Below are 19081 nucleotides of genomic sequence, written 5' to 3'. Positions count from 1 at the left end.
ATGACCAAAAAACAGGAAGAATTATGAGCAAACATTATGATTATATCGCGATCGGTGGTGGGTCAGGGGGTATTGCATCTATCAACCGTGCTGCCAGCTATGGTAAAAAATGTGCCTTGATTGAAGCCAAGCAGCTAGGCGGTACTTGCGTCAATGTTGGCTGTGTACCCAAAAAAGTGATGTGGTATGGCGCCAATATTGCAGCGGCGATCCATCATTATGCCCCTGACTATGGCTTTGATTTGGATGTTAAACAATTTGACTTTGCCAAATTGGTACAAAGTCGCCAAGCTTATATCAGCCGTATTCATCAGTCGTACAACAATGGCCTCAAAAATAACCAAGTCGATGTGATTCATGGTTTTGCCAAATTTGCCGATAAGCATACGGTTGAGGTGTATAAAAATGACGGCACAATAGAGACCATTACCGCTGACCATATTTTACTAGCGATGGGCGGGCGACCTGTTCGCCCAGCCATTGAAGGGGCAGAGTTGGGTATTGACTCGGATGGTTTTTTTGACTTGACCGAGTTGCCACCGCGGGTAGCGATTGTGGGGTCAGGCTATATCGGTGTTGAGATTGCAGGCGTGATGAACGCATTGGGCTCAAAAACCCATCTGATTGTGCGTAGCAAGCGGGTGCTCAAAAACTTCGATGCCGACATTGTCACCACGCTCACTCATATCATGCACGATGATGGTATTGAATTTCATTATGGATTGCTGCCACAACAAATACGCAAAAACCAAGATGGCTCATTGAGCATTGAATTGTCAAATAATGAGACCTTGACGGTGGATTGTTTGATTTGGGCAACGGGTCGCGAACCTGCAACCGATACCATCAATCTTGATAAAGCGGGCGTTGAAGTCAATGAGCAAGGCTTTGTTAAAGTCGATGCCTATCAAAATACCAATGTCGAAGGTATCTATGCGGTGGGCGACATCATCGAAAATGGTATTCAATTGACCCCAGTGGCGGTGGCAGCAGGTCGCAGACTATCTGAGCGTTTGTTTAACAACAAACCCAATGAGCATTTGGACTATAACCTAGTGCCGAGCGTGATTTTTAGCCATCCACCGATTGGTACTATAGGGCTGAGTGAAGAAGAGGCGGTCAAAGGCTATGGCATCAATGCGGTTAAAGTCTATAAATCCAGTTTTACCCCGATGTATAGTGCTGTGACCAAGCACCGTGAGCCGTGTCACATGAAGCTGATTTGTGTGGGTGAGGAAGAAAAAGTGGTGGGCTTGCATGGTGTAGGTTTTGGCGTCGATGAGATGATTCAAGGTTTTGCTGTTGCTATCAAAATGGGCGCAACCAAACGTGACTTTGATGACACGGTGGCGATTCATCCGACTGGCTCAGAAGAGTTTGTCACCATGCGCTAATTGGATTTTTAGGGTAAAAAAGCGGACTTAATCATAAGCCCGCTTTTTTCGCTTTTAAACTGTTAAATTTTTATTCCTTTACTCTTTTACTCTGGGATTTGTATATCAGTGATATCAGGATAAGCTTGTTTGATAAACTCAATTTGTGCAGGGGATTCGATACGTACGATATACCATTTGTTAACGTCATCCACCTTATCTTGAATCGCCACGACATGGCTGTTGATAGTGATATCATCCATCGTGAATGTTGTCGGGAATATCACATACTCGCGGCCAGTGGTCGACTGATAGACTTTGGTTTTGCTCAAATTATAGCGATAGCTAAATTTGGCGGTAGCCATATCTTTGAAAGTGTCATCTGCTGTTTGTATCATATGGGTTTTGAGGGTAGCAGCATCCATATCAAAACGCTCACCGATCACCACAAAAATTTGCGGCGGCATCAATGCCATAATCGGCGCGATTTGTTTGGCTTCGATGCTATCCACCACGATTTGCATATGTTGGTCAATGATACGTTCATCGGCTTTATCATAGGCGACAGCTGATAACGATAGCGGTAGCAATGAGAACCCTAACATAAGCTTTTCTATTTTTAATTTCATAGCTACTCCTTCATTTAGTGTATTTTTTAGTACCGCTCTTTACCAATTTGTCTGTTACATATCCACTTTGAGCCTATCCCAATACTGCTGATATAGCGCCATTATCTCATCGCCAACGTCTTCACGGAACATGGCATGTTTCAGTAAATCAGCTGGTGGATACACAATCGGATTGTTGGCAAGCTCAGGCGGCATCTCTTTTTTTGCTGCCTCATTGGGCGAGCCGTAGCCGATTTCTTCGCTAATCATGGCAGCGTACTTGGGTCGCAAGATAAAATCGATAAACTTATGGGCGTTATCGTTGTTTTTGGCATGTTTGGGGATGACCATGTTATCCATCCACATAATAGCGCCTTCTTTTGGATACACAAAGTCCAGCTCTGGCATCCCTTGGTCTTGCGCCATGATGACTTCACCGTTCCAAGCCAAGCCCAAGTAAGTTTCCCCTTCCATAAACGGCATGCGCGGTGCATCTGAGTTAAAGGTACGCACATTGGGCATCAGCTTGGTGAGTTTCTCATAAGCCTGTTTGATGGCTTCAGGATTTTTGGTGCTGCCGTTATAGCCAAGGGTCAATAGACTCATGGTGAACACGTCACGGATGTCATTCATCAGCATGACACGCCCTTCGTACTCTGGCTTCCATAAGTCATTCCAGCTGCTTAAGCTTGCTTTAGCAATGCGTTTGGTATTGACTGCAATGCCTGATGAGCCCCACAGATAAGGGATACTAAACTTGTTTTCAGGGTCAAAAGGGGCATTGATAAAGGTTTTGCCAAGGTTGCCAAAATTGGTTAATTTGGCATGGTCGAGCGGCTCAAGCATCCCTTCTTTACGCATTTTGTCGACAAAATCCGTCCCTGGAAACGCTACATCATACTCACCACTGCCATTCATTAGTTTGAGCTTGGCATACATGGCTTCGTTAGAATCAAAGGTGCTATAAATAACGTCGATACCTGTCTCTGCGGTAAAATCTTTAAGCACTTGGTCAGAGATATATTCCGTCCAGTTATACACATTGACAACCTTGCCACCTTGACTGGCAGTAGGCGCAGACGCCGCAGCGCTAGTCGCGGTTTCGCTCGCTTTTTGACAACCCGTTAGATTACTTGCCAGACCGCCTGTTAAAACGGCGCCGCCAACACCCAAGCCATACCCTAAAAAACGTCTTCTATTGAGCATCCGAGAAATCATATAAGTCTCCTTAACGTTTTTGGGTCGATGGTAGATTCATCGACTTTTTGGCAAGTAATAACTGCGAGATAATCAGACCCAGTAGCGAGATTGCGAGCAAGATTGTACCAACGGCATTGACTTCAGGTTTTACCCCAACACGCACCATCGAATAAATCTGTAATGGTAAAATCTCAAAATCAGGTCCTGTATTAAACGTCGATACCACCACATCATCAAGTGATAGGGTAAAGGCAAGCACCCAGCCCGCCAAAATCGCAGGCAAAATAATCGGTACAAGCACGGTACGAATCATGGTAAATTCATTGGCACCCAAATCACGTGCCGCTTCCAATACGCGGGTGTCGAGGCTAGATAGACGTGCAGTCACCGTAATCACCACAAAGGGCAGACAAAAGGTAATGTGCGCAATTAGCAACGTCACAAAACCCAGCTGTATCCCCACAATCAAAAATAACGCCAATAGCGAAATCGCCAAAACAATCTCAGGCGACATCATCAGCACAAATAGCAAGCTTTGTAGTATCGATTTACCTTTAAAGTCATAACGCTGTAACGCTAACGCTGTCAAACCGCCAATCGCCGTAGAAATCGTCGCAGCCACTACCGCCAATATGACTGAGTTGATGGCAGCTTGTACCATCGCGGCATTACTAAATAACTCGCTGTACCAATGGGTACTAAAACCGCCCCATTGATAGCCGACTTTTGAGGCATTAAACGAGAAAATCACCATCACCGCAATCGGCGAGAACATCAGCAGATATACGATGGTCAAATACAGGCGAGACAGCCATTTTATAGTATTAGACATAGCGTCCCCCTTATGCTACTTCGTTGTAGTCAGTTTTGCCAATGCGTTTGCTGCTGGCTCGATACGCGATAATCAGCAATGCCATGGCAAGCGTCAATAGCACGGACGCCGCGGCGCCAAATGGCCAGTCACGGGCATCCAAAAACTGCGATTTGATGATATTACCTACCAGCAAGTTGCGTGAACCGCCCAAGATATCCGCCACATAAAACATGCCCATGGCAGGCAACAGTACCAGCAATACCCCTGAAATAATCCCTGGCGTAGTGAGCGGCAAAATCACGTGCCAAAAGGTTTGTAGCTTGTTAGCGCCCAAATCTTTGGATGCCAAAATATAATCGTCACGCAAATCCACAAATACCGCATACAGGGGCAGTACCATAAACGGAAACAGCAGGTACACCAAGCCACCAATCACAGCTTTTTGGGTATATAAAATTTGTAAAGGCTCATTGATAAGCCCAAGGTTAATCAGCATAGTACTGAGCAGACCATTGGCCGCCATAATGAGTTTCACCGCATACAGCCGCACCAATGAGTTGGTCCAAAACGGAATCACTAACAATAACATCAATAATGACTGCCATTTCTTATCCGCTTTACTGACCAGGTAGGCAAATGGATAACCGAGCAACAAACAGATAATCGTCGTCATCCCTGCCATCGACAGCGAATGCAAAAACACTTTTAAATAAAGCGGGTCCATCAATCGAATATAGTTGTCGAGGGTGACCGGCAATGTTAAAAACTTATCTTCATCACGGGTCAAAAAACTGGCGGCAATCACCAAGATATTGGGAATCAGGGCAAAAATAATCAACCATGCCCAAATCACAAACAGGGTCGCACGCTGAAAGCCACGCCCACCTTGTTTTGTCATAACAGGGGCAGGCGCGGTAGCAGCCGAAACGCTAGAGTTCGAAGGTGAAGTAGTATTATTCATCTGGCAAAATCCACTCCCAACCATCGACCCAGTCAATACGCACTTCTTGACCCAGTTTATAATTAAAATTTGGATCGTCTTCGTTAAAGTACTCTGACGTTTTGACGATATTGCCGTTTTTTAATCGAATCACAGAATCTAGGGTGCTGCCTTTATAAGCACTGTCTACCACGTTGCCGATTAAGCCTTCATGACCTTCATGGGTGTAGTACACACGGATATCTTCAGGGCGCAGCAGTAAGTTGACATTTTGACCGACTTGCACGTCAAATTTTGGACGGGGCAATTCACGAATCGGATGAAAGCCATCATTTTGCTCGACCACTTCCACTTTGATGGTGGCTGGATTGACCTCTAACACTTTACCTTTAAACAAATTGGTTTCACCAATGAAGCTTGCGGTAAATAAATTGGCGGGTGATTCATAGATACCAATGGGCGTATCAATTTGCTGGAATACGCCGTTTTTCATGACGGCAATCCGGTCAGACATGGACAAGGCTTCTTGTTGGTCGTGGGTCACGAACACAAAGGTAATACCCAGTTCACGCTGCAAGCGTTTGAGTTCTGATTGCATTTGCTCACGTAGTTTGGCATCGAGCGCTGATAGAGGTTCATCAAGTAGCAGCATTTTTGGGCGATTCACCACGGCACGGGCGATGGCGATACGCTGCTGCTGACCCCCCGACAAATCTTGTGGACGACGATTAATGGTGTGGTCAAGTTGTACCATTGCCAGCGCTTCACGCACCCGCTGGTCGATTTCGGTTTTGGGCACACCTTTAAGTTTTAGTCCATAAGCAATATTGTCGTACACGTTCATGTGCGGAAACAGGGCATACTGCTGAAACACCGTATTAATCGGACGTTTTTCCGCAGGTAAGCCTGCAATATCAACCCCTTCTAACTGCAAACTACCGGCATTGGGTAGCTCAAATCCGCCAATCAAGCGTAGTAGGGTAGTTTTGCCGCAGCCAGAAGGACCCAGCAGCGTCAAAAACTCCCCATCATAAATATCTAGATTAATATTTTGCAAAATTTGGGTATCGCCATAAGATTTGGATAAATGACGGATTTGTAGTAGTACAGGTTTTTGGTTGTTCGGCTGGGCGCTATCAGGCATAGCTGATGGTGCGTTTAGGGTGGTTTGTGGCGTTGATGCGGACGTTGATGCAGACATAGGCACAATCTCACGGCAAGGCTAAAATAGCGGGCTAAAATGGCATATTTATGTAGGGTCAAACCGCAATCAGCATGACAACATAAATACAGAGTTTTTCGATAGTTTCACCTGTGAAAATACAGTTAAAAGTTGCGTTCAGTATAACGGCTAAAATTAAAAAATGTTACTGAAAATTCACCTGCTGTTCATAAAATTTTAATGGCTAATTAGTGGCTGATTTTAGTGGTTAATAAGGGGTTGATTTGGCACAAATAAGCAACGTAACTTTTTACCAAAGCCATTAAAATAGCAAGCTTGAACGACTTTTATGTGATAATAATTTATACAGTGACCGATTGAACATTTATCTATTGAATATTTAAGAGACAATATATGCCTAGCAGAAAAAAGCCTCAAAACCCAACGACTGAAACAACAGCCACTCAAACAACAAATGCCCAAACAACAACTACTCAAACAGGCGCAAACAATACGGTTTCTCAAACCACGGCTAAAAAAATACCTGCAAAAAAAACATCTACCAAAAAAACGGCCACGGACACAACAGCAGCGCTGCCCATCGCTATCGCTTTACCCAAATCCTTGCAGCATGCTCAGTGCGTGGATTTGACGCGCCATCGCTACCAAGGCAAGCTACTAACCCAAGCAGATAGTATTGCGCTTGGCAAACAGCAGCGTAAGGCGTATCCATTAAAAAACTTGGCTGCCATCAGCCAACGTCCGACTGCCATCGACGCGCTCAGTCTTTATCATTGGTCCAATCAAGGTCGGTTGACAGCGTTACTACCCATACGAGCCAAGCGCATGAGTGTATCGCCGTTTACTTTTTTTCGCGGGATGCCCGCTTTGATGCTGTTTGACCAAGCATGGCAGGGGCAACATTCTGGCTTATTTCAGCAGATTTGCGGCGATTGTCATGTCAGTAATTTTGGCGGTTATGCCAGTCCTGAACGCAATTTATTATTTGGCATTAATGATTTTGATGAAACCATCGTTGCGCCATTTGAATGGGATTTGCAGCGACTGGTCGCCAGTATTTTAATCGCCAGTCAAAGTTTTAAGTATGTAGAATCGGTGGGCTATAAGGCGATAGAAAAACTGCTGACCAGTTACCTTGATGGACTAGAAGCGCATCGCAGCTTGTCACCGCTACAAGTGTGGTATGAAAAAATCGACACCCATAAAATATTGGCAAATACCGAAGACGTGACTGTTCGTAAACGCCGTCATGCCGATTTTGAAAAAGCCAAAAAAAATGATGCGGTAAAAATGCTGCCAAAATTGACTGAGCGTGATACTGTCACAGGATTGCGGGCGTTTAAAACTGACGGTGAATTGCAGCGACCACCACGCCGAGGACAGCCTTTTTTTGCCGGTAGCCACGCTTTTTTTGACGCTTATCGAGATACCCTAAAGTCAGATAGACAGGTGTTGTTTGACCGGTATGATTTTACCGATGTGGCGCTCAAAGTAGTTGGGGTGGGGAGTGTCGGTACTGTGTGTGCGGTGGCATTATTCCAAGATGCCGACCATGAGCCGCTGATATTGCAAATGAAGCAAGCCAAAGCGTCTATCTTGACACCCTTACTGGCAAAACAATTTAGCCATCAAGGCAAACGCGTGGTGGAAGGGCAACAATTGATGCAAGCATCGAGTGATATTTTCTTGGGCTATGCATCGCTCAATAACTTTGAGATGGACTTTTATGTCAGGCAGCTGCGGGACATGAAGTATTCCGCGTCTCTTGAGAGCATGACGGCTGCCCATTTTTACGAATATATCGAAAGCTGTGGCCATGCCTTGGCGCATGCGCATACCAAAGCGGGCAATGCCGATACGCTTATGGGCTATCTGGGCAATGGTAGTGAAATCATCTCTGTCATGCAAGCGTATGCCGAGCAAACTGCCGCTCGCAATGCCCAAGATTATGCGCAATTTATGAACCAAATAGCCGATGGGCATATTGCTGTGGCAGGCGATGAGGTATTATAGTAGCTATACAACCGTCTTGAAAAAAAATTGATGTCTTAAAAAGTTTAAAATGATAAAAAATATCGCGTTTTATATCATCACAAAGTTCGTTATTATCACAGGGTTAAAGGAGAAAACCAAATGCCAAACAGTCACTTACCGCGTCCCGAAACTGCCGAGCAAGCGCTCGAGATGCTCAAACAAGGCAACGCACGATTCGTAGAGAATGTGCGAAACCCCCAATCAACCTTGCTAGCGTCTAATGCACTCACCCATGTGCATGAACCGTTTGCGATTATTTTGGGTTGTTCTGATGCGCGCGTCCCCGCTGAGATTGTCTTTGATCAAGGTTTGGGTGATTTATTCGTTATTCGTGTAGCAGGTAACGTAGTAGCACCCTCTCAGATTGGCTCAGTTGAGTTTGCCGCTGAAAAATTCGGTACCAAGTTAGTCGTGGTGTTGGGTCATTCACATTGCGGTGCGGTGACGGCTTGTGTGGAGACACTGATCAATCCTGACCAGCAGTTTTCCCCCAACTTACGTTCGATTGTTGACCGGATTCGTCCCAGTGTTTACAACTTGCATGAAATCTATACCGCCAATGGACAAGATATTGACGCGCAAGAGTTGATTAATCGAGGCATTAAAGCCAACGTGCGTATGTCAGTCACCCAGCTCAAACACGGCTCTCGTATTCTTGAAGATGCGGTTAATAATGGTAGCTTAATTATTGTTGGGGCGGTGTATGATTTGGACACCGGTAAAGTGACTTTTATTGAGTAGCGAGTATTGAATAGTAAATAGCGAATAGCGAATAGTGAATAGCGAATTGGGCAGCTTTATCTAAGCGGGATGTTATGAGCCATGATGTTATGAGAAATAAGGGCTATATTTTTACCCAAAAGTTAATTAAAATTAAACAGTATTGAATTTTTGGCAAACTGTCGCTATTAATGAAGTTTAGTTAACGTCTTTTTCTTTTAACATTTTTTCTTTTAGAGGCATATTACAATAAGGATCACTATGTCAAACTTGTCCGCTACCAATGGGTTTATCTTTAATCACACCATGCTTAGGGTGAAAGACCCACAAGTGTCTTTGGCTTTTTATCAAGATGTGTTAGGCATGACGCTACTACAAACCAAACGCTATCCACAAGCGGAATTTGATTTGTATTTTTTGGCAAAGCTCACCGATGAACAGGTGGCAAATTTGCCAACCGATACTGCCGCTTTAGCCGCATTTACCTTTAGTCAGCCAGGGGTGCTAGAATTGACCCATAATTATGGCACTGAGTCTGATACAGAGTTTCACTATCACAGTGGCAACAGCGAACCACAAGGATTTGGGCATATTTGTTTTGCCGTGCCAAATCTACAAGAAGCGGTTGCTTGGTTTGAGCAACATCAAGTCACCTTTAAAAAACGCCCTGAAGAAGGTACGATGAAAGATATTGCCTTCATCTTGGATCCAGATGGCTACTGGATAGAAATCGTACAACCAAGCTTAATGGGTTAATCGCCCATTAAAAAAAGGGCAACTGTGATTGCCCTTTTTTATTGTGTTTTATTAAGATTGTGTCTTATTAAGCCTTGAGATTCAGCCAATCTCTAGGTTTTAGATAAAAATCCGTGAGTTCAAATTCAGGCGTTCCTGCAATGGGCTCATAACGATATTCCCAGCCGGTGAGCGGCGGCAGACTGACCAAAATTGACTCAATGCGCCCGTTTGATTGCAAGCCAAACAAGGTGCCGCGGTCATACACCAAATTGTATTCGACATAGCGACCGCGACGATATAACTGAAAATTACGCTGCGACTCGCTATAGCGGGTGTGCTTGCGTTTCTCAAAAATCGGGATAATACCTTCAAGATAGCCATTGCCTACCGCCTGCATAAAGGCAAAGCATTTATCAAAATCCCAACCCATGCTAAGCATGTTCAAATCATCATAAAACAAGCCGCCGATGCCACGTTGTTCGTTACGATGCTTTAAATAAAAATACTCATCGCACCAAGTCTTAAACTTGGGATAAACGTCTGCCCCAAACGGCGCGCACAAATCATGACACACTTGGTGCCAATGCACGCAGTCTTCCATCACAGGATAAAACGGCGTCAAATCAAAGCCCCCACCAAACCACCAAATCGGCTCGTAGCCTTCTTTTTCCGCGATAAACATGCGCACGTTGGCATGACTGGTTGGCACGTTGGGATTGGTCGGATGAATCACCAGCGAGACACCGAGTGCTTGCGCTTGGCGACCGGCAAGTTCAGGGTGGCGAGCGGTGGCAGTGGCTGGCAGATGGTTGATAACAATGTGGCTAAACATCACCCCGCCTTTTTCGATCACTTTGCCGCCTTGGAGTACATTGGAGCGACCGCCGCCCAAATTTTGATGGGTGCCTTGCTCAGTGGCTCTTTCCCAAACATCAGCGACAAATTTGGCATTGCTGGCACCTTCAGCATATAGATTAAACCCGCCAGTGGCTTCTTGGTGTTCTAGCGCTTGGCAAATACGGTCTTGTAAATCAAGTAAATAAGCGCGAACGGCTTGAACATTGGGTGAGGAGAGCAGCATAGACATAGCAATAGTTCTTTTAAAAATTTTTAGCGATTAAATTTTACTGGTTAATTTTTAATGATTATTGTAACACATAATGGCGTGGGTAAAATTGAGCGTATTGACTGATGATACGCATAAATATTTACATAAAACCCTTAAAAAAATTGTCACAGCCGCTACCCAAACGGTCAGAAAACTCATAAAATGCCATGACGTCTTGATAAAATTAAGTTGAGATTTTATAAACTGATTAACCCAGTGATACTGATTGACCTAGCGATATAGTTATTGGGATCATATAGTTATCAGACTATCAAGTTATCAGATGGATGATTACATTAACCGTTTTTGGAGAAAACTATGAATAAATTATTAATCGCATTAGTGACGGTCATCAGCCTTGTGGGTTGTGGTAAAAAAGAAGAAGCTAAGACTGAAACCACCACGACGACAACGACCACTACAACAGCTTCTGTACCTGCCAATACAGCAACTGCAACGGCGAATACCGCGACTGCTACTGCGTCACCGGCAAAATAATATTAACCAATAGCCTGATTTATAAAACCGCTAATCCACTTAGCGGTTTTTTTATGCTATGGCAGATTTATCAGCTTAAGGGTTTAGCAGGTTTAGCCTGATTTTTGTGTACCAAGTCAGCATAGATTTAATGAATAATCGCTAAAATTTTGCTAAAATAAGCGCCTTTTTTTGATACCTACACTTTAGCAACATGCGGTTAAAACAGCTCAAACTGGCAGGCTTTAAATCCTTTGCCAATCCTACAACGTTTCATTTTCCCAAAACCATTACCGCGATTGTCGGACCCAACGGCTGCGGCAAATCCAATGTGATTGATGCCATCCGCTGGGTGCTGGGCGAATCCTCTGCCAAGCAGCTTCGCGGCGGCGCGATGAGTGATGTTATCTTTGCAGGCACGCAAGACAAGTCCGCCAAAAGCTTGGCAAGCGTAGAATTGGTGTTTGAACATACCCGCGGCGAAGATGGTAGCAGCGGCATCCACCACGCGCTCAATCTGTATCAAGAATTATCGGTACGTCGGCAAATCAATAAAGAAGGCAAATCCGATTACTTTATCAATGGCACCAAAGTACGCCGCCGCGATGTGGTCGATATTTTTTTGGGCACAGGTCTTGGCGCGCGCTCGTATGCGGTGATTGAGCAAGGTATGATAGGGCGTATCATTGATGCCAATGCGTTGCAGCTACGAGAGTTTATCGAAGAGGCGTCGGGCGTGTCGCGCTACCAAAGCCGGCGTGATGACACCCAAAAACAGCTCGATACCGCAAGCGATAATTTAGCGCGGCTGCATGATATGGTCAGCGAACTGACCAGCCAACAAAAACGCCTAGAAAAACAAGCCAAAACGGCACAACAAGCCCAGCAATGGCAACAAGCGCAGCAGGCGATCAGTGAGCAGCTAATAATTGATGACTATGGGCGGGCGTGGCAAAAACAGCAAACACTCGCGGCAGATTTTAAGGCGATGCGTGAGCGCGTAGATGCCCAGCAAGTATTCATTGAAGGATTAATCGAGCAGCAGCAACTTGCCCAGCGGGCTCTGACTGAGCAACATCACACTTTACAAAACCAGCAAAATCTTGCTAAGGATTATTGGCAGCAGCAGCATGAAACGCAAAGTCTACTGAAACAAGCTGAACAAGCCCTTGCCAATGACCAACAACGCCTGAATGTCCTAAATGTTGAGCTGAGTCGTTTTGCAGCGTATCAACAAGAGTTGCAAGCACAAAAACAGCAAGCACAAATGCGTATTGAAGGCTTACCTGCAAAGCTTCAACAGCTCACCGTACAGTTGCAGCAATTGCGTGAGGAGCAAGATGATTGCAAACAGCAGCGTGAGCACATTGCAAAAAATTTAGTGGCATTAAATAAGCAAAAGCAAGACGTAGAAAAAAATCTTGCCGTCAGTGAAAATGCCCTCAAACACCATGCCAGCCAACAACAGCGCCAACAACAACGCCAAAGCGAACATGACAAAGCCGTATTGGCATGGCAGACTGCTAAGGCCACATTTGACCAGCAATTTGCAGCGTTTGATGACAACGAGCTAGACACGCAAATGACGAGACTTAGTGATGAGATTAAACGTCTTGAAGCCAATATCATCGCCCGTCAAGAATCTATCGCTGACCAAGCCGATGAAGTTGACAGCTTAACCCGGCAGCATCGCCAAGCTGAGCAGCAGTACCAAGCGTGGCAAACCGAGCACGCGACACTACAAAATTTGCTAGCACAACAAGAAACTGCCCTTGCCCAAGTTATCCACCAGTCACCCAATCAAGAAAATAATAGCAGTTTGCCAAGACTTATCAGTCAACTGCAATTGACCGAAACAGGTAAGGGGTATGCCAATGTTTTTGATACCCTAGTTACGGTATTTGCCAAATGGTCTATCGCTGCTGACCAAGATTTTGCCCAAATCATCCATGACCATGCGGTGTTTATTGATAATCAATCAGCTTTACATCACACCTCGAAAAATCACACACCGAACAGCCATCTAATAGAAGGTTGTTTGCCACTGTCTGCTTTGATTGCGGCGCCCAATCTGGCTATTTTTCAGCAGGTTTGGATCAGTGCGACGCCACTTGACTGGTCAGATGTGCAGGATAAAGGGCTGCTCGATAACTTACCAACGGGCGATTGGTTGCTGGTGCATACCTCAGCGCAACAACTAATACTCTGTAATCAGCAGCTGTTGATTAACCTAAGCCATTTGTTGCAAGATGGGGGTCAGCAGGTTATCAGTTTTAGCCAGCAGTTGATGAATGAAGCCCGTATTGAAGAGCTCGATGAACACTTAGCGCAGCAACAACCGCAACTACAGCGTCTAGCCGATCGCTTGCAACAAGCGAAGGTTAGTCTGCAAGAATGGCAAGCCCAAGACCGAACCGCGCGTAATCAACTGCTAAGCCTAACCCAGCAACAACAGCAATGCCAGCAACAAAAACTACAACAGCAGTATCACTATCAATCCGCACTCGATAAACTTAATCAAGATAAAAAACGCCTCGATAGTGACAGCGAGCGTCTACAACAAGAAGGGCTAGGTTTTGCGGACAAATTGCACCAAGAGCAACAGCGGGTTTATGAGCTAAGCAACACGCTTTCGCATTTACAACCGCAATTACAGCAGCAAATCAGCGAGCGCCAGTCACTCGATGAACGTTTAAACCAGTTTGCCAGTCAGCAGCGCGAGCTAGAACAACAACAAAATCGCATCACCCAAACACTGGCAACCGGACAATTGCAAATCACCGCAAGTGAGCAGCAACTTGCCAAAGCTGGGCAAGACCAAGCAAGATTCACCAGTGAGCAGCAGCAGCTGAGTCATAAAATTAGCGAGCAGCAGGCACGCTTGCCAAAGCTACAACAACAACTCACGGTGGACTCGACGCAACTGCAAACCGCCAATGACAGCGTTACGCAATTGACAATGACCTTGAAAACCATGGAAACCGAGCTACATCAAGCGCAATTGGGTGTGCAAGAGTCTCAGCAGCAGTTGAGCCAACTACAACAGCAATATCACACCACCGACACGACATTGGCACTAGCAAAACAAAACGTGGCATTGATTGGTGAGCAATTGACTAGTCGCAAAATCGCCGTGCCAAAAACTGACAACATTGAGTTAATGGGTAGCAGCAAACGCGAGCAACTACAACGACAACTCGAGCAGTTAGCATCACAGGTGCTTAATCTTGGGGCAGTCAATCATGCCGCGGTAGCCGAGCTCAGCGAAGTGAACAGCCGCTTGGCGCCCCTTGCTGAGCAAATCTCGGATTTGACCGCAAGCATTGACAAATTGCAACTTGCTATCCAGCAGATTGACAGTCAGACCAAACAGCTTTTTATGGATATGTTGACCCAAGTCAATATCGAACTTAACAAGCTATTTACCCAAGTATTTGGCGGCGGGCAAGCGCAGCTGGTGTTATCAGACCATACCAATGACAAAGATGGCAGCGGCAAAGGCTGGCAGTCAGGGCTAGAGCTTATGGCGCAGCCGAAAGGCAAAAAGAACAGCCGTCTGGCACTGTTGTCGGGCGGTGAGAAGACCTTAACGGCGCTAAGTTTAATCTTTGCTATTTTTAAACAGCAGCCCGCGCCATTTTGTGTGCTCGATGAAGTCGATGCGCCGCTCGATGATGCTAATGTCGCGCGCTTTACTCGCTTAATTGAGCAGCTTGCCAAAGACGTACAGTTTGTTTTTATCAGTCATAACAAACTTGCCATGCAAATTGCTGACGAGCTCAAAGGTGTGACCATGCCAACGGCGGGGGTGTCCAAGCTGGTCAGTGTGGATATGACTGAGGTGGAAGCTTATTTGGCATAAGCAATTTTCACCTGTCAAATACGCAAAAAGTCAAGCCTTGTCACGGTTTTTTCTAGCTGATTTTATGAAGTCATGGTAGTATAACGGCAAAAATACCGATGTAAAAATTTTTACACTACAAACAGGGTCGTTATCGTCTTTCTCAAAGGTCGTTGTTTATGTCTATCACTCAGCTTATTCTTATCATTCTTGCGGTTGTTGCTATCGTTTGGGGTATTTACACGCTACTAAAATCCATTCGTCAAAAAAACCAAGATGTATTAGCGACTGACGCGATTGAACATGACAAAGATGGTCTACCTATTATTCCACGCCATCAGCGCCCTGAACCCGAAGAAAGCCAATTGTTTAAAGCAGAAATTACATCCGACAATCCTAAAGGCGAAGTAAAGCTAAGCGCGGACGATACCGAGTTACACCTAGATAACTATCCAGCCAGTGGCGGTTTTGCCAATGTCACTAAATCTGCCAATGACAAATTATTGGCAGAAACCAATACATTTGTGGAAAACGAAAACGACGCTTTTAGCATGCTCGCCAATGCCACAGAGACTATCAGCCCTGTTGTGCATACTTTCGATGAAAATCAGCTAAAAAATGACAGCTTTACTGATAACAGCCCAATTTTAGACACCCATATCCAAGCGCAAATTGACGAAGAACAAAACAGCCCACTCAACAACGCGATTCAAAATATCAACATCAGTATTTTTCCTAATCAGCAGTTTGTCGACATTAGAGGCGATTATCTGTTAGAGCTGATTGACAAGTATGGCTTGAAGTTTGGTGCGATGAATATGTTCCATCGCTACGAAAACAAAGACGGGACAGGCTTATTGTGGTTTAGTCTGATGATGATTGATAATGAAGGTATTTCACCTTTCGATCTCAATCGACTACCGACGCAAACCATGAAAGGCTTGGTATTATTTTTATCGCTACCACACCCACGCCCTGTTCAAGGCTTTGATAGCATGATGAGTATTGCAGGATTGCTTGCCAATGACCTAAATGCCACAGTATATGACGACACAGGTGAGCCGATTAACAAAGAAAACACCCAAGCCATGCGCGAGCTTGCCATTAATTTTGGTCGATAGATTTTATTAAAATGAAAACAAGGTACTCCTCGTGAGTGCCTTTTTTTATGGTTAAAAGTTTTATTGTTTTGACTGACCTGATGACTGAAAAAATTGACCAAGTAAGCCATCACTTTGTTGTAAAATATCCGTTACCTTTTTTAAATCATCATGATTATGAACACAGATGCTATTACTGCGCAAATGCGCAAACTCATTGCACAGCTAAAACAACATAACCACGCTTACTACGTCTTAGATAATCCGCTGTTAGAAGATAGCGAATACGACCAACTTCGACAAGAACTGGTGGCATTAGAAACCGCGTATCCTGAATTGGCACAAAGCGATAGCCCTACCAACCAAGTAGGCGACAAGCCGTTGCCGTTTTTTACCCAAGTCACCCACCAAATACCCATGCTGTCACTGGGTAATCTATTTACCTTTGATGATTTACAGAACTTTATGCGACGGGTCAATGACCGTTTGGCAGACAATCAGCAAAATCCTGAATATGAAGTCGAGCTCAAACTTGATGGGCTTGCGGTTTCACTGTTGTACCAAAACGGGCAATTTATCCAAGCGGTCACGCGCGGCGATGGTCAAACAGGCGAAGATATTACCCAAAACGTGCGTACTATTCGAAATCTACCGCTGCAGTTGCCGATTGATATACCACGGCTAGAAGTGCGCGGCGAAGTACTCATGCCCAAAGCGGGGTTTGCAAGGCTCAACCGTGATGCACAGGCAAAAGGGGAGAAAACCTTTGCCAATCCGCGTAATGCTGCCGCAGGGAGTTTGCGCCAACTTGACCCCAATATCGCCAAAAGTCGTCCGCTGGCGTTTTATGCCTATTCCGTCAATCAAGGCTTGCCCGCTGAGATTACCACCCAATCCGATGCGCTATTTTGGCTAAAAGCGTTGGGCTTTAGCATCAGCGATATCAAAATCGTGCAAACAGCCGCGCAGCTACAAGCGTATTATCAATCGGTGATTGAAAAACGCAGTCGCTTACCCTTTGAAATTGATGGCACGGTGGTCAAGGTCAATAGTTTAGCCTTGCAAGAGCAACTGGGCACTTTAAGCCGTGAGCCACGCTGGGCAACTGCCTATAAATTCCCTGCCGAAACTGTCATGACGCGTCTAAATGCGATTGAATGGCAAGTAGGGCGCACAGGTCAGTTGACGCCCGTGGGCAAGCTTGAACCTGTCAATGTCGGTGGCGTCACTGTGAGCAATGTGACCCTGCATAATATCGGTGAAATTCAGCGTTTAGATATTCGAGCAGGGGACATGGTCAGCGTACACCGTGCCGGCGATGTCATTCCCAAAGTTACGCGCGTTTGGACGGACGAGCGCCCCGCCAATGCCCAAGTGGTGAGCCTGCCGACTCATTGCCCGGTGTGTGATTCACCCGTTATCATGCCAGAAGGCGAAGCGCTGGCACGATGCACCGGCGGGTTATTTTGCCCAGCCCAGCAACAAGAAGCGCTGATTCACTTTGTCAGTCGTAAAGCGATGGATATCGATGGGCTCGGTGAACGCTGGTTGATTAACTTTTTTGAGCAGGGTATTGTTAAAAATGTCGCCGATATTTATGCGCTTAACAATCACCGCGACGCGCTCATCAGCCTTGAAAAATTGGGGGAAAAATCTGTCGAAAATATGCTGGCTGCCATTGAAAAAAGTAAAGATACGACCTTAGCGCGTTTTATCTTTGCCTTGGGTATTGGTGGCGTAGGCGAGAGCACAGCGATGAATTTAGCCATGCAATTTGGCGACTTGCAGCCGCTCATGGCAGCGAGTATCGAAGCCTTACAAAAAACCCCCGATGTCGGTGAAAAAACCGCAGACTCGATTTTTGAGTTTTTTCGTGCCGAGCACAATATCGAAGTCATCAATCGATTATTACAAGCCGGCATTCATTGGCAGCCTGTCAGCCAAGTGCCTGAAGGTAATCAGCCGCTTAAAGGTCAAAGTTGGGTCATTACAGGCACCCTTGAAAGCATGGGACGTGATGAAGCCAAAGCCAAACTGCAAGCATTAGGGGCAAAAGTCTCAGGTAGCGTTTCTGCCAAGACCACCGCACTGCTCGCAGGCGAAAAAGCGGGCAGTAAACTTGCGAATGCCGAAAAACTGGGGGTAAAAGTGGTCACTGAAGCGCAATTTATCGATTTATTGAACACGTATCATCCCTAATATATGCTCGGTATTATAGAAAAAGTTAACGCAACCTTGAGTAAGCTATTTGTTGCCCAAACTATAGCAAGGTTACTTACAAAACACGTATAAATCAGTCTTTATTCATAACAATAGGGTGAAAAATTTACGCTAATATAACTTCCGTAAGTTGCTAAAAGCACCTGATATTTTAGCAAATGGAAACCCTACTGGAGAAAATTATGAAATCACTTAAAACACTTGCGGTACTTGCAACACTTGTTGGTTCAACGGCATTGACAGCGTGTGCAACCACTGATGCTTATGGTAACCGTGTCACTACACAAGGTTCTTCGCGCGTAGCGATGCAAGGTGCGGTAGCGGGTGCAGCATTAGGTGCACTGGCAAAATCAGATGGCGACCGTAGCGACATCGGAAAAGCTGCGGCAATCGGTGCAGCAGCGGGCGGGGCAACAGGGTACATATTAAGTACGTCACCTAACTACCCATACCAAAAATAAGCTATACTAAAAGTCATAGCCTATCTCGACAGCATCCGACAGCGATGCTGTCAAAAGCCAAACCATTAAAAGTTTGGCTTTTTTCTTTACTAAACGTTAAGCCAGCCATTTGATACAATTAAAGATGCGTTGAAGTAGAGCCGTTAATTTTATTTGTCTAATCTAAGCTACTAGCATAAATCATAGCGCTAAAAACCAAGCGTATAAAAAAAGCCCTTATCAATTCGATAAGGGCTTTGGATATGGTGGATCGTCCGCGACTCG

15 protein-coding genes and 1 tRNA gene (1 of these 16 running past the window's edge) are annotated in these 19081 nt (G+C 45.3%); 9 read left to right on the top strand and 7 right to left on the bottom strand.

All coding sequences use genetic code 11. The features are described 5' to 3' along the window. The first annotated feature begins 23 nt into the window (after positions 1 to 23). Entirely contained in the window at positions 24 to 1394 is a 1371-nt protein-coding gene (gene gorA / locus RTJ53_RS11115; RefSeq protein WP_312276975.1) for a glutathione-disulfide reductase, read from the top strand. Positions 1395 to 1480: 86 nt separating this feature from the next. Here gorA and RTJ53_RS11110 read toward each other — a convergent pair whose 3' ends face one another. Genes RTJ53_RS11110 through potA form a run of 5 tightly spaced genes read right to left on the bottom strand, consistent with a single transcriptional unit; the run spans position 1481 to position 6136 of the window. Next, positions 1481 to 2002, bottom strand: coding sequence for a hypothetical protein (locus RTJ53_RS11110; protein ID WP_312276974.1), 522 nt, complete (start codon positions 2000 to 2002; stop codon positions 1481 to 1483). A gap of 54 nt (positions 2003 to 2056) precedes the next feature. Beyond that, entirely contained in the window at positions 2057 to 3199 is a 1143-nt protein-coding gene (locus RTJ53_RS11105) for an ABC transporter substrate-binding protein (RefSeq protein ID WP_312276973.1), read from the bottom strand. A gap of 10 nt (positions 3200 to 3209) precedes the next feature. Beyond that, positions 3210 to 4013, bottom strand: coding sequence for a spermidine/putrescine ABC transporter permease PotC (potC, locus tag RTJ53_RS11100; RefSeq protein ID WP_239742858.1), 804 nt, complete (start codon positions 4011 to 4013; stop codon positions 3210 to 3212). A 10-nt stretch (positions 4014 to 4023) separates the two neighbouring features. Continuing rightward, on the bottom strand, positions 4024 to 4893 hold the full coding sequence (gene potB, locus RTJ53_RS11095; protein WP_312276990.1) for a spermidine/putrescine ABC transporter permease PotB: 870 nt from the start codon (positions 4891 to 4893) through the stop codon (positions 4024 to 4026). 55 nt (positions 4894 to 4948) lie between these two features. Continuing rightward, positions 4949 to 6136 carry a spermidine/putrescine ABC transporter ATP-binding protein PotA gene (potA, locus tag RTJ53_RS11090; protein ID WP_409418165.1) on the bottom strand — a complete coding sequence of 396 codons (1188 nt, stop codon included), beginning with the start codon at positions 6134 to 6136 and terminating at the stop codon, positions 4949 to 4951. A gap of 375 nt (positions 6137 to 6511) precedes the next feature. Here potA and RTJ53_RS11085 point away from each other — a divergent pair, with 375 nt between their 5' ends. The 3 genes from RTJ53_RS11085 (at position 6512) to gloA (ending at position 9628) form a co-directional block, all read left to right on the top strand. Continuing rightward, on the top strand, positions 6512 to 8131 hold the full coding sequence (locus tag RTJ53_RS11085; protein ID WP_312276972.1) for a DUF2252 domain-containing protein: 1620 nt from the start codon (positions 6512 to 6514) through the stop codon (positions 8129 to 8131). Between the two features lie 120 nt (positions 8132 to 8251). Further along, a complete protein-coding gene (locus RTJ53_RS11080; RefSeq protein WP_312276971.1) occupies positions 8252 to 8893 on the top strand; it encodes a carbonic anhydrase in 642 nt (213 codons plus the stop codon). Positions 8894 to 9133: 240 nt separating this feature from the next. Continuing rightward, positions 9134 to 9628 carry a lactoylglutathione lyase gene (gene gloA, locus RTJ53_RS11075; protein ID WP_312276970.1) on the top strand — a complete coding sequence of 165 codons (495 nt, stop codon included), beginning with the start codon at positions 9134 to 9136 and terminating at the stop codon, positions 9626 to 9628. Between the two features lie 67 nt (positions 9629 to 9695). Here the strand turns inward: gloA and hemF are convergent, their stop codons facing one another. Continuing rightward, the gene (gene hemF, locus RTJ53_RS11070; protein WP_409418166.1) at positions 9696 to 10691 is read right to left on the bottom strand and encodes an oxygen-dependent coproporphyrinogen oxidase; all 996 of its coding nucleotides are present in this window, start codon (positions 10689 to 10691) and stop codon (positions 9696 to 9698) included. 345 nt (positions 10692 to 11036) lie between these two features. Here hemF and RTJ53_RS11065 point away from each other — a divergent pair, with 345 nt between their 5' ends. The 5 genes from RTJ53_RS11065 (at position 11037) to RTJ53_RS11045 (ending at position 18817) form a co-directional block, all read left to right on the top strand. Further along, positions 11037 to 11216, top strand: coding sequence for a hypothetical protein (locus RTJ53_RS11065; protein ID WP_062331398.1), 180 nt, complete (start codon positions 11037 to 11039; stop codon positions 11214 to 11216). Positions 11217 to 11409: 193 nt separating this feature from the next. Further along, positions 11410 to 15057: a chromosome segregation protein SMC gene (gene smc / locus RTJ53_RS11060; protein ID WP_312276968.1), complete on the top strand. Its 3648-nt coding sequence runs from the start codon at positions 11410 to 11412 to the stop codon at positions 15055 to 15057. A 158-nt stretch (positions 15058 to 15215) separates the two neighbouring features. After that, positions 15216 to 16157 carry a cell division protein ZipA C-terminal FtsZ-binding domain-containing protein gene (locus RTJ53_RS11055; RefSeq protein ID WP_312276967.1) on the top strand — a complete coding sequence of 314 codons (942 nt, stop codon included), beginning with the start codon at positions 15216 to 15218 and terminating at the stop codon, positions 16155 to 16157. A gap of 150 nt (positions 16158 to 16307) precedes the next feature. After that, complete coding sequence (gene ligA, locus RTJ53_RS11050) at positions 16308 to 18335, top strand: NAD-dependent DNA ligase LigA (RefSeq protein ID WP_312276966.1); 2028 nt, start codon at positions 16308 to 16310, stop codon at positions 18333 to 18335. Positions 18336 to 18538: 203 nt separating this feature from the next. Continuing rightward, the gene (locus RTJ53_RS11045) at positions 18539 to 18817 is read left to right on the top strand and encodes a hypothetical protein (protein WP_312276965.1); all 279 of its coding nucleotides are present in this window, start codon (positions 18539 to 18541) and stop codon (positions 18815 to 18817) included. A 243-nt stretch (positions 18818 to 19060) separates the two neighbouring features. On the opposite strand, the gene RTJ53_RS11040 is transcribed toward RTJ53_RS11045, so the two are convergent. Further along, positions 19061 to 19081, bottom strand: a tRNA-Lys gene (locus tag RTJ53_RS11040); it runs 155 nt beyond the window's last position.

This window comes from Moraxella sp. CTOTU46711, from assembly GCF_031975715.1.
GTDB lineage: Bacteria > Pseudomonadota > Gammaproteobacteria > Pseudomonadales > Moraxellaceae > Faucicola.
This window is presented reverse-complemented; position numbering and strand designations above follow the sequence as displayed.

Coding starts and splice junctions, on each gene's coding strand:
- gorA (WP_312276975.1), top strand. CDS start 24: ATGAGCAAACATTATGATTATATCGCGATCGGTGGTGGGTCAGGGGGT.
- RTJ53_RS11110 (WP_312276974.1), bottom strand. CDS start 2,002: ATGAAATTAAAAATAGAAAAGCTTATGTTAGGGTTCTCATTGCTACCG.
- RTJ53_RS11105 (WP_312276973.1), bottom strand. CDS start 3,199: ATGATTTCTCGGATGCTCAATAGAAGACGTTTTTTAGGGTATGGCTTG.
- potC (WP_239742858.1), bottom strand. CDS start 4,013: ATGTCTAATACTATAAAATGGCTGTCTCGCCTGTATTTGACCATCGTA.
- potB (WP_312276990.1), bottom strand. CDS start 4,893: ATGACAAAACAAGGTGGGCGTGGCTTTCAGCGTGCGACCCTGTTTGTG.
- potA (WP_409418165.1), bottom strand. CDS start 6,136: ATGTCTGCATCAACGTCCGCATCAACGCCACAAACCACCCTAAACGCA.
- RTJ53_RS11085 (WP_312276972.1), top strand. CDS start 6,512: ATGCCTAGCAGAAAAAAGCCTCAAAACCCAACGACTGAAACAACAGCC.
- RTJ53_RS11080 (WP_312276971.1), top strand. CDS start 8,252: ATGCCAAACAGTCACTTACCGCGTCCCGAAACTGCCGAGCAAGCGCTC.
- gloA (WP_312276970.1), top strand. CDS start 9,134: ATGTCAAACTTGTCCGCTACCAATGGGTTTATCTTTAATCACACCATG.
- hemF (WP_409418166.1), bottom strand. CDS start 10,691: ATGCTGCTCTCCTCACCCAATGTTCAAGCCGTTCGCGCTTATTTACTT.
- RTJ53_RS11065 (WP_062331398.1), top strand. CDS start 11,037: ATGAATAAATTATTAATCGCATTAGTGACGGTCATCAGCCTTGTGGGT.
- smc (WP_312276968.1), top strand. CDS start 11,410: ATGCGGTTAAAACAGCTCAAACTGGCAGGCTTTAAATCCTTTGCCAAT.
- RTJ53_RS11055 (WP_312276967.1), top strand. CDS start 15,216: ATGTCTATCACTCAGCTTATTCTTATCATTCTTGCGGTTGTTGCTATC.
- ligA (WP_312276966.1), top strand. CDS start 16,308: ATGATTATGAACACAGATGCTATTACTGCGCAAATGCGCAAACTCATT.
- RTJ53_RS11045 (WP_312276965.1), top strand. CDS start 18,539: ATGAAATCACTTAAAACACTTGCGGTACTTGCAACACTTGTTGGTTCA.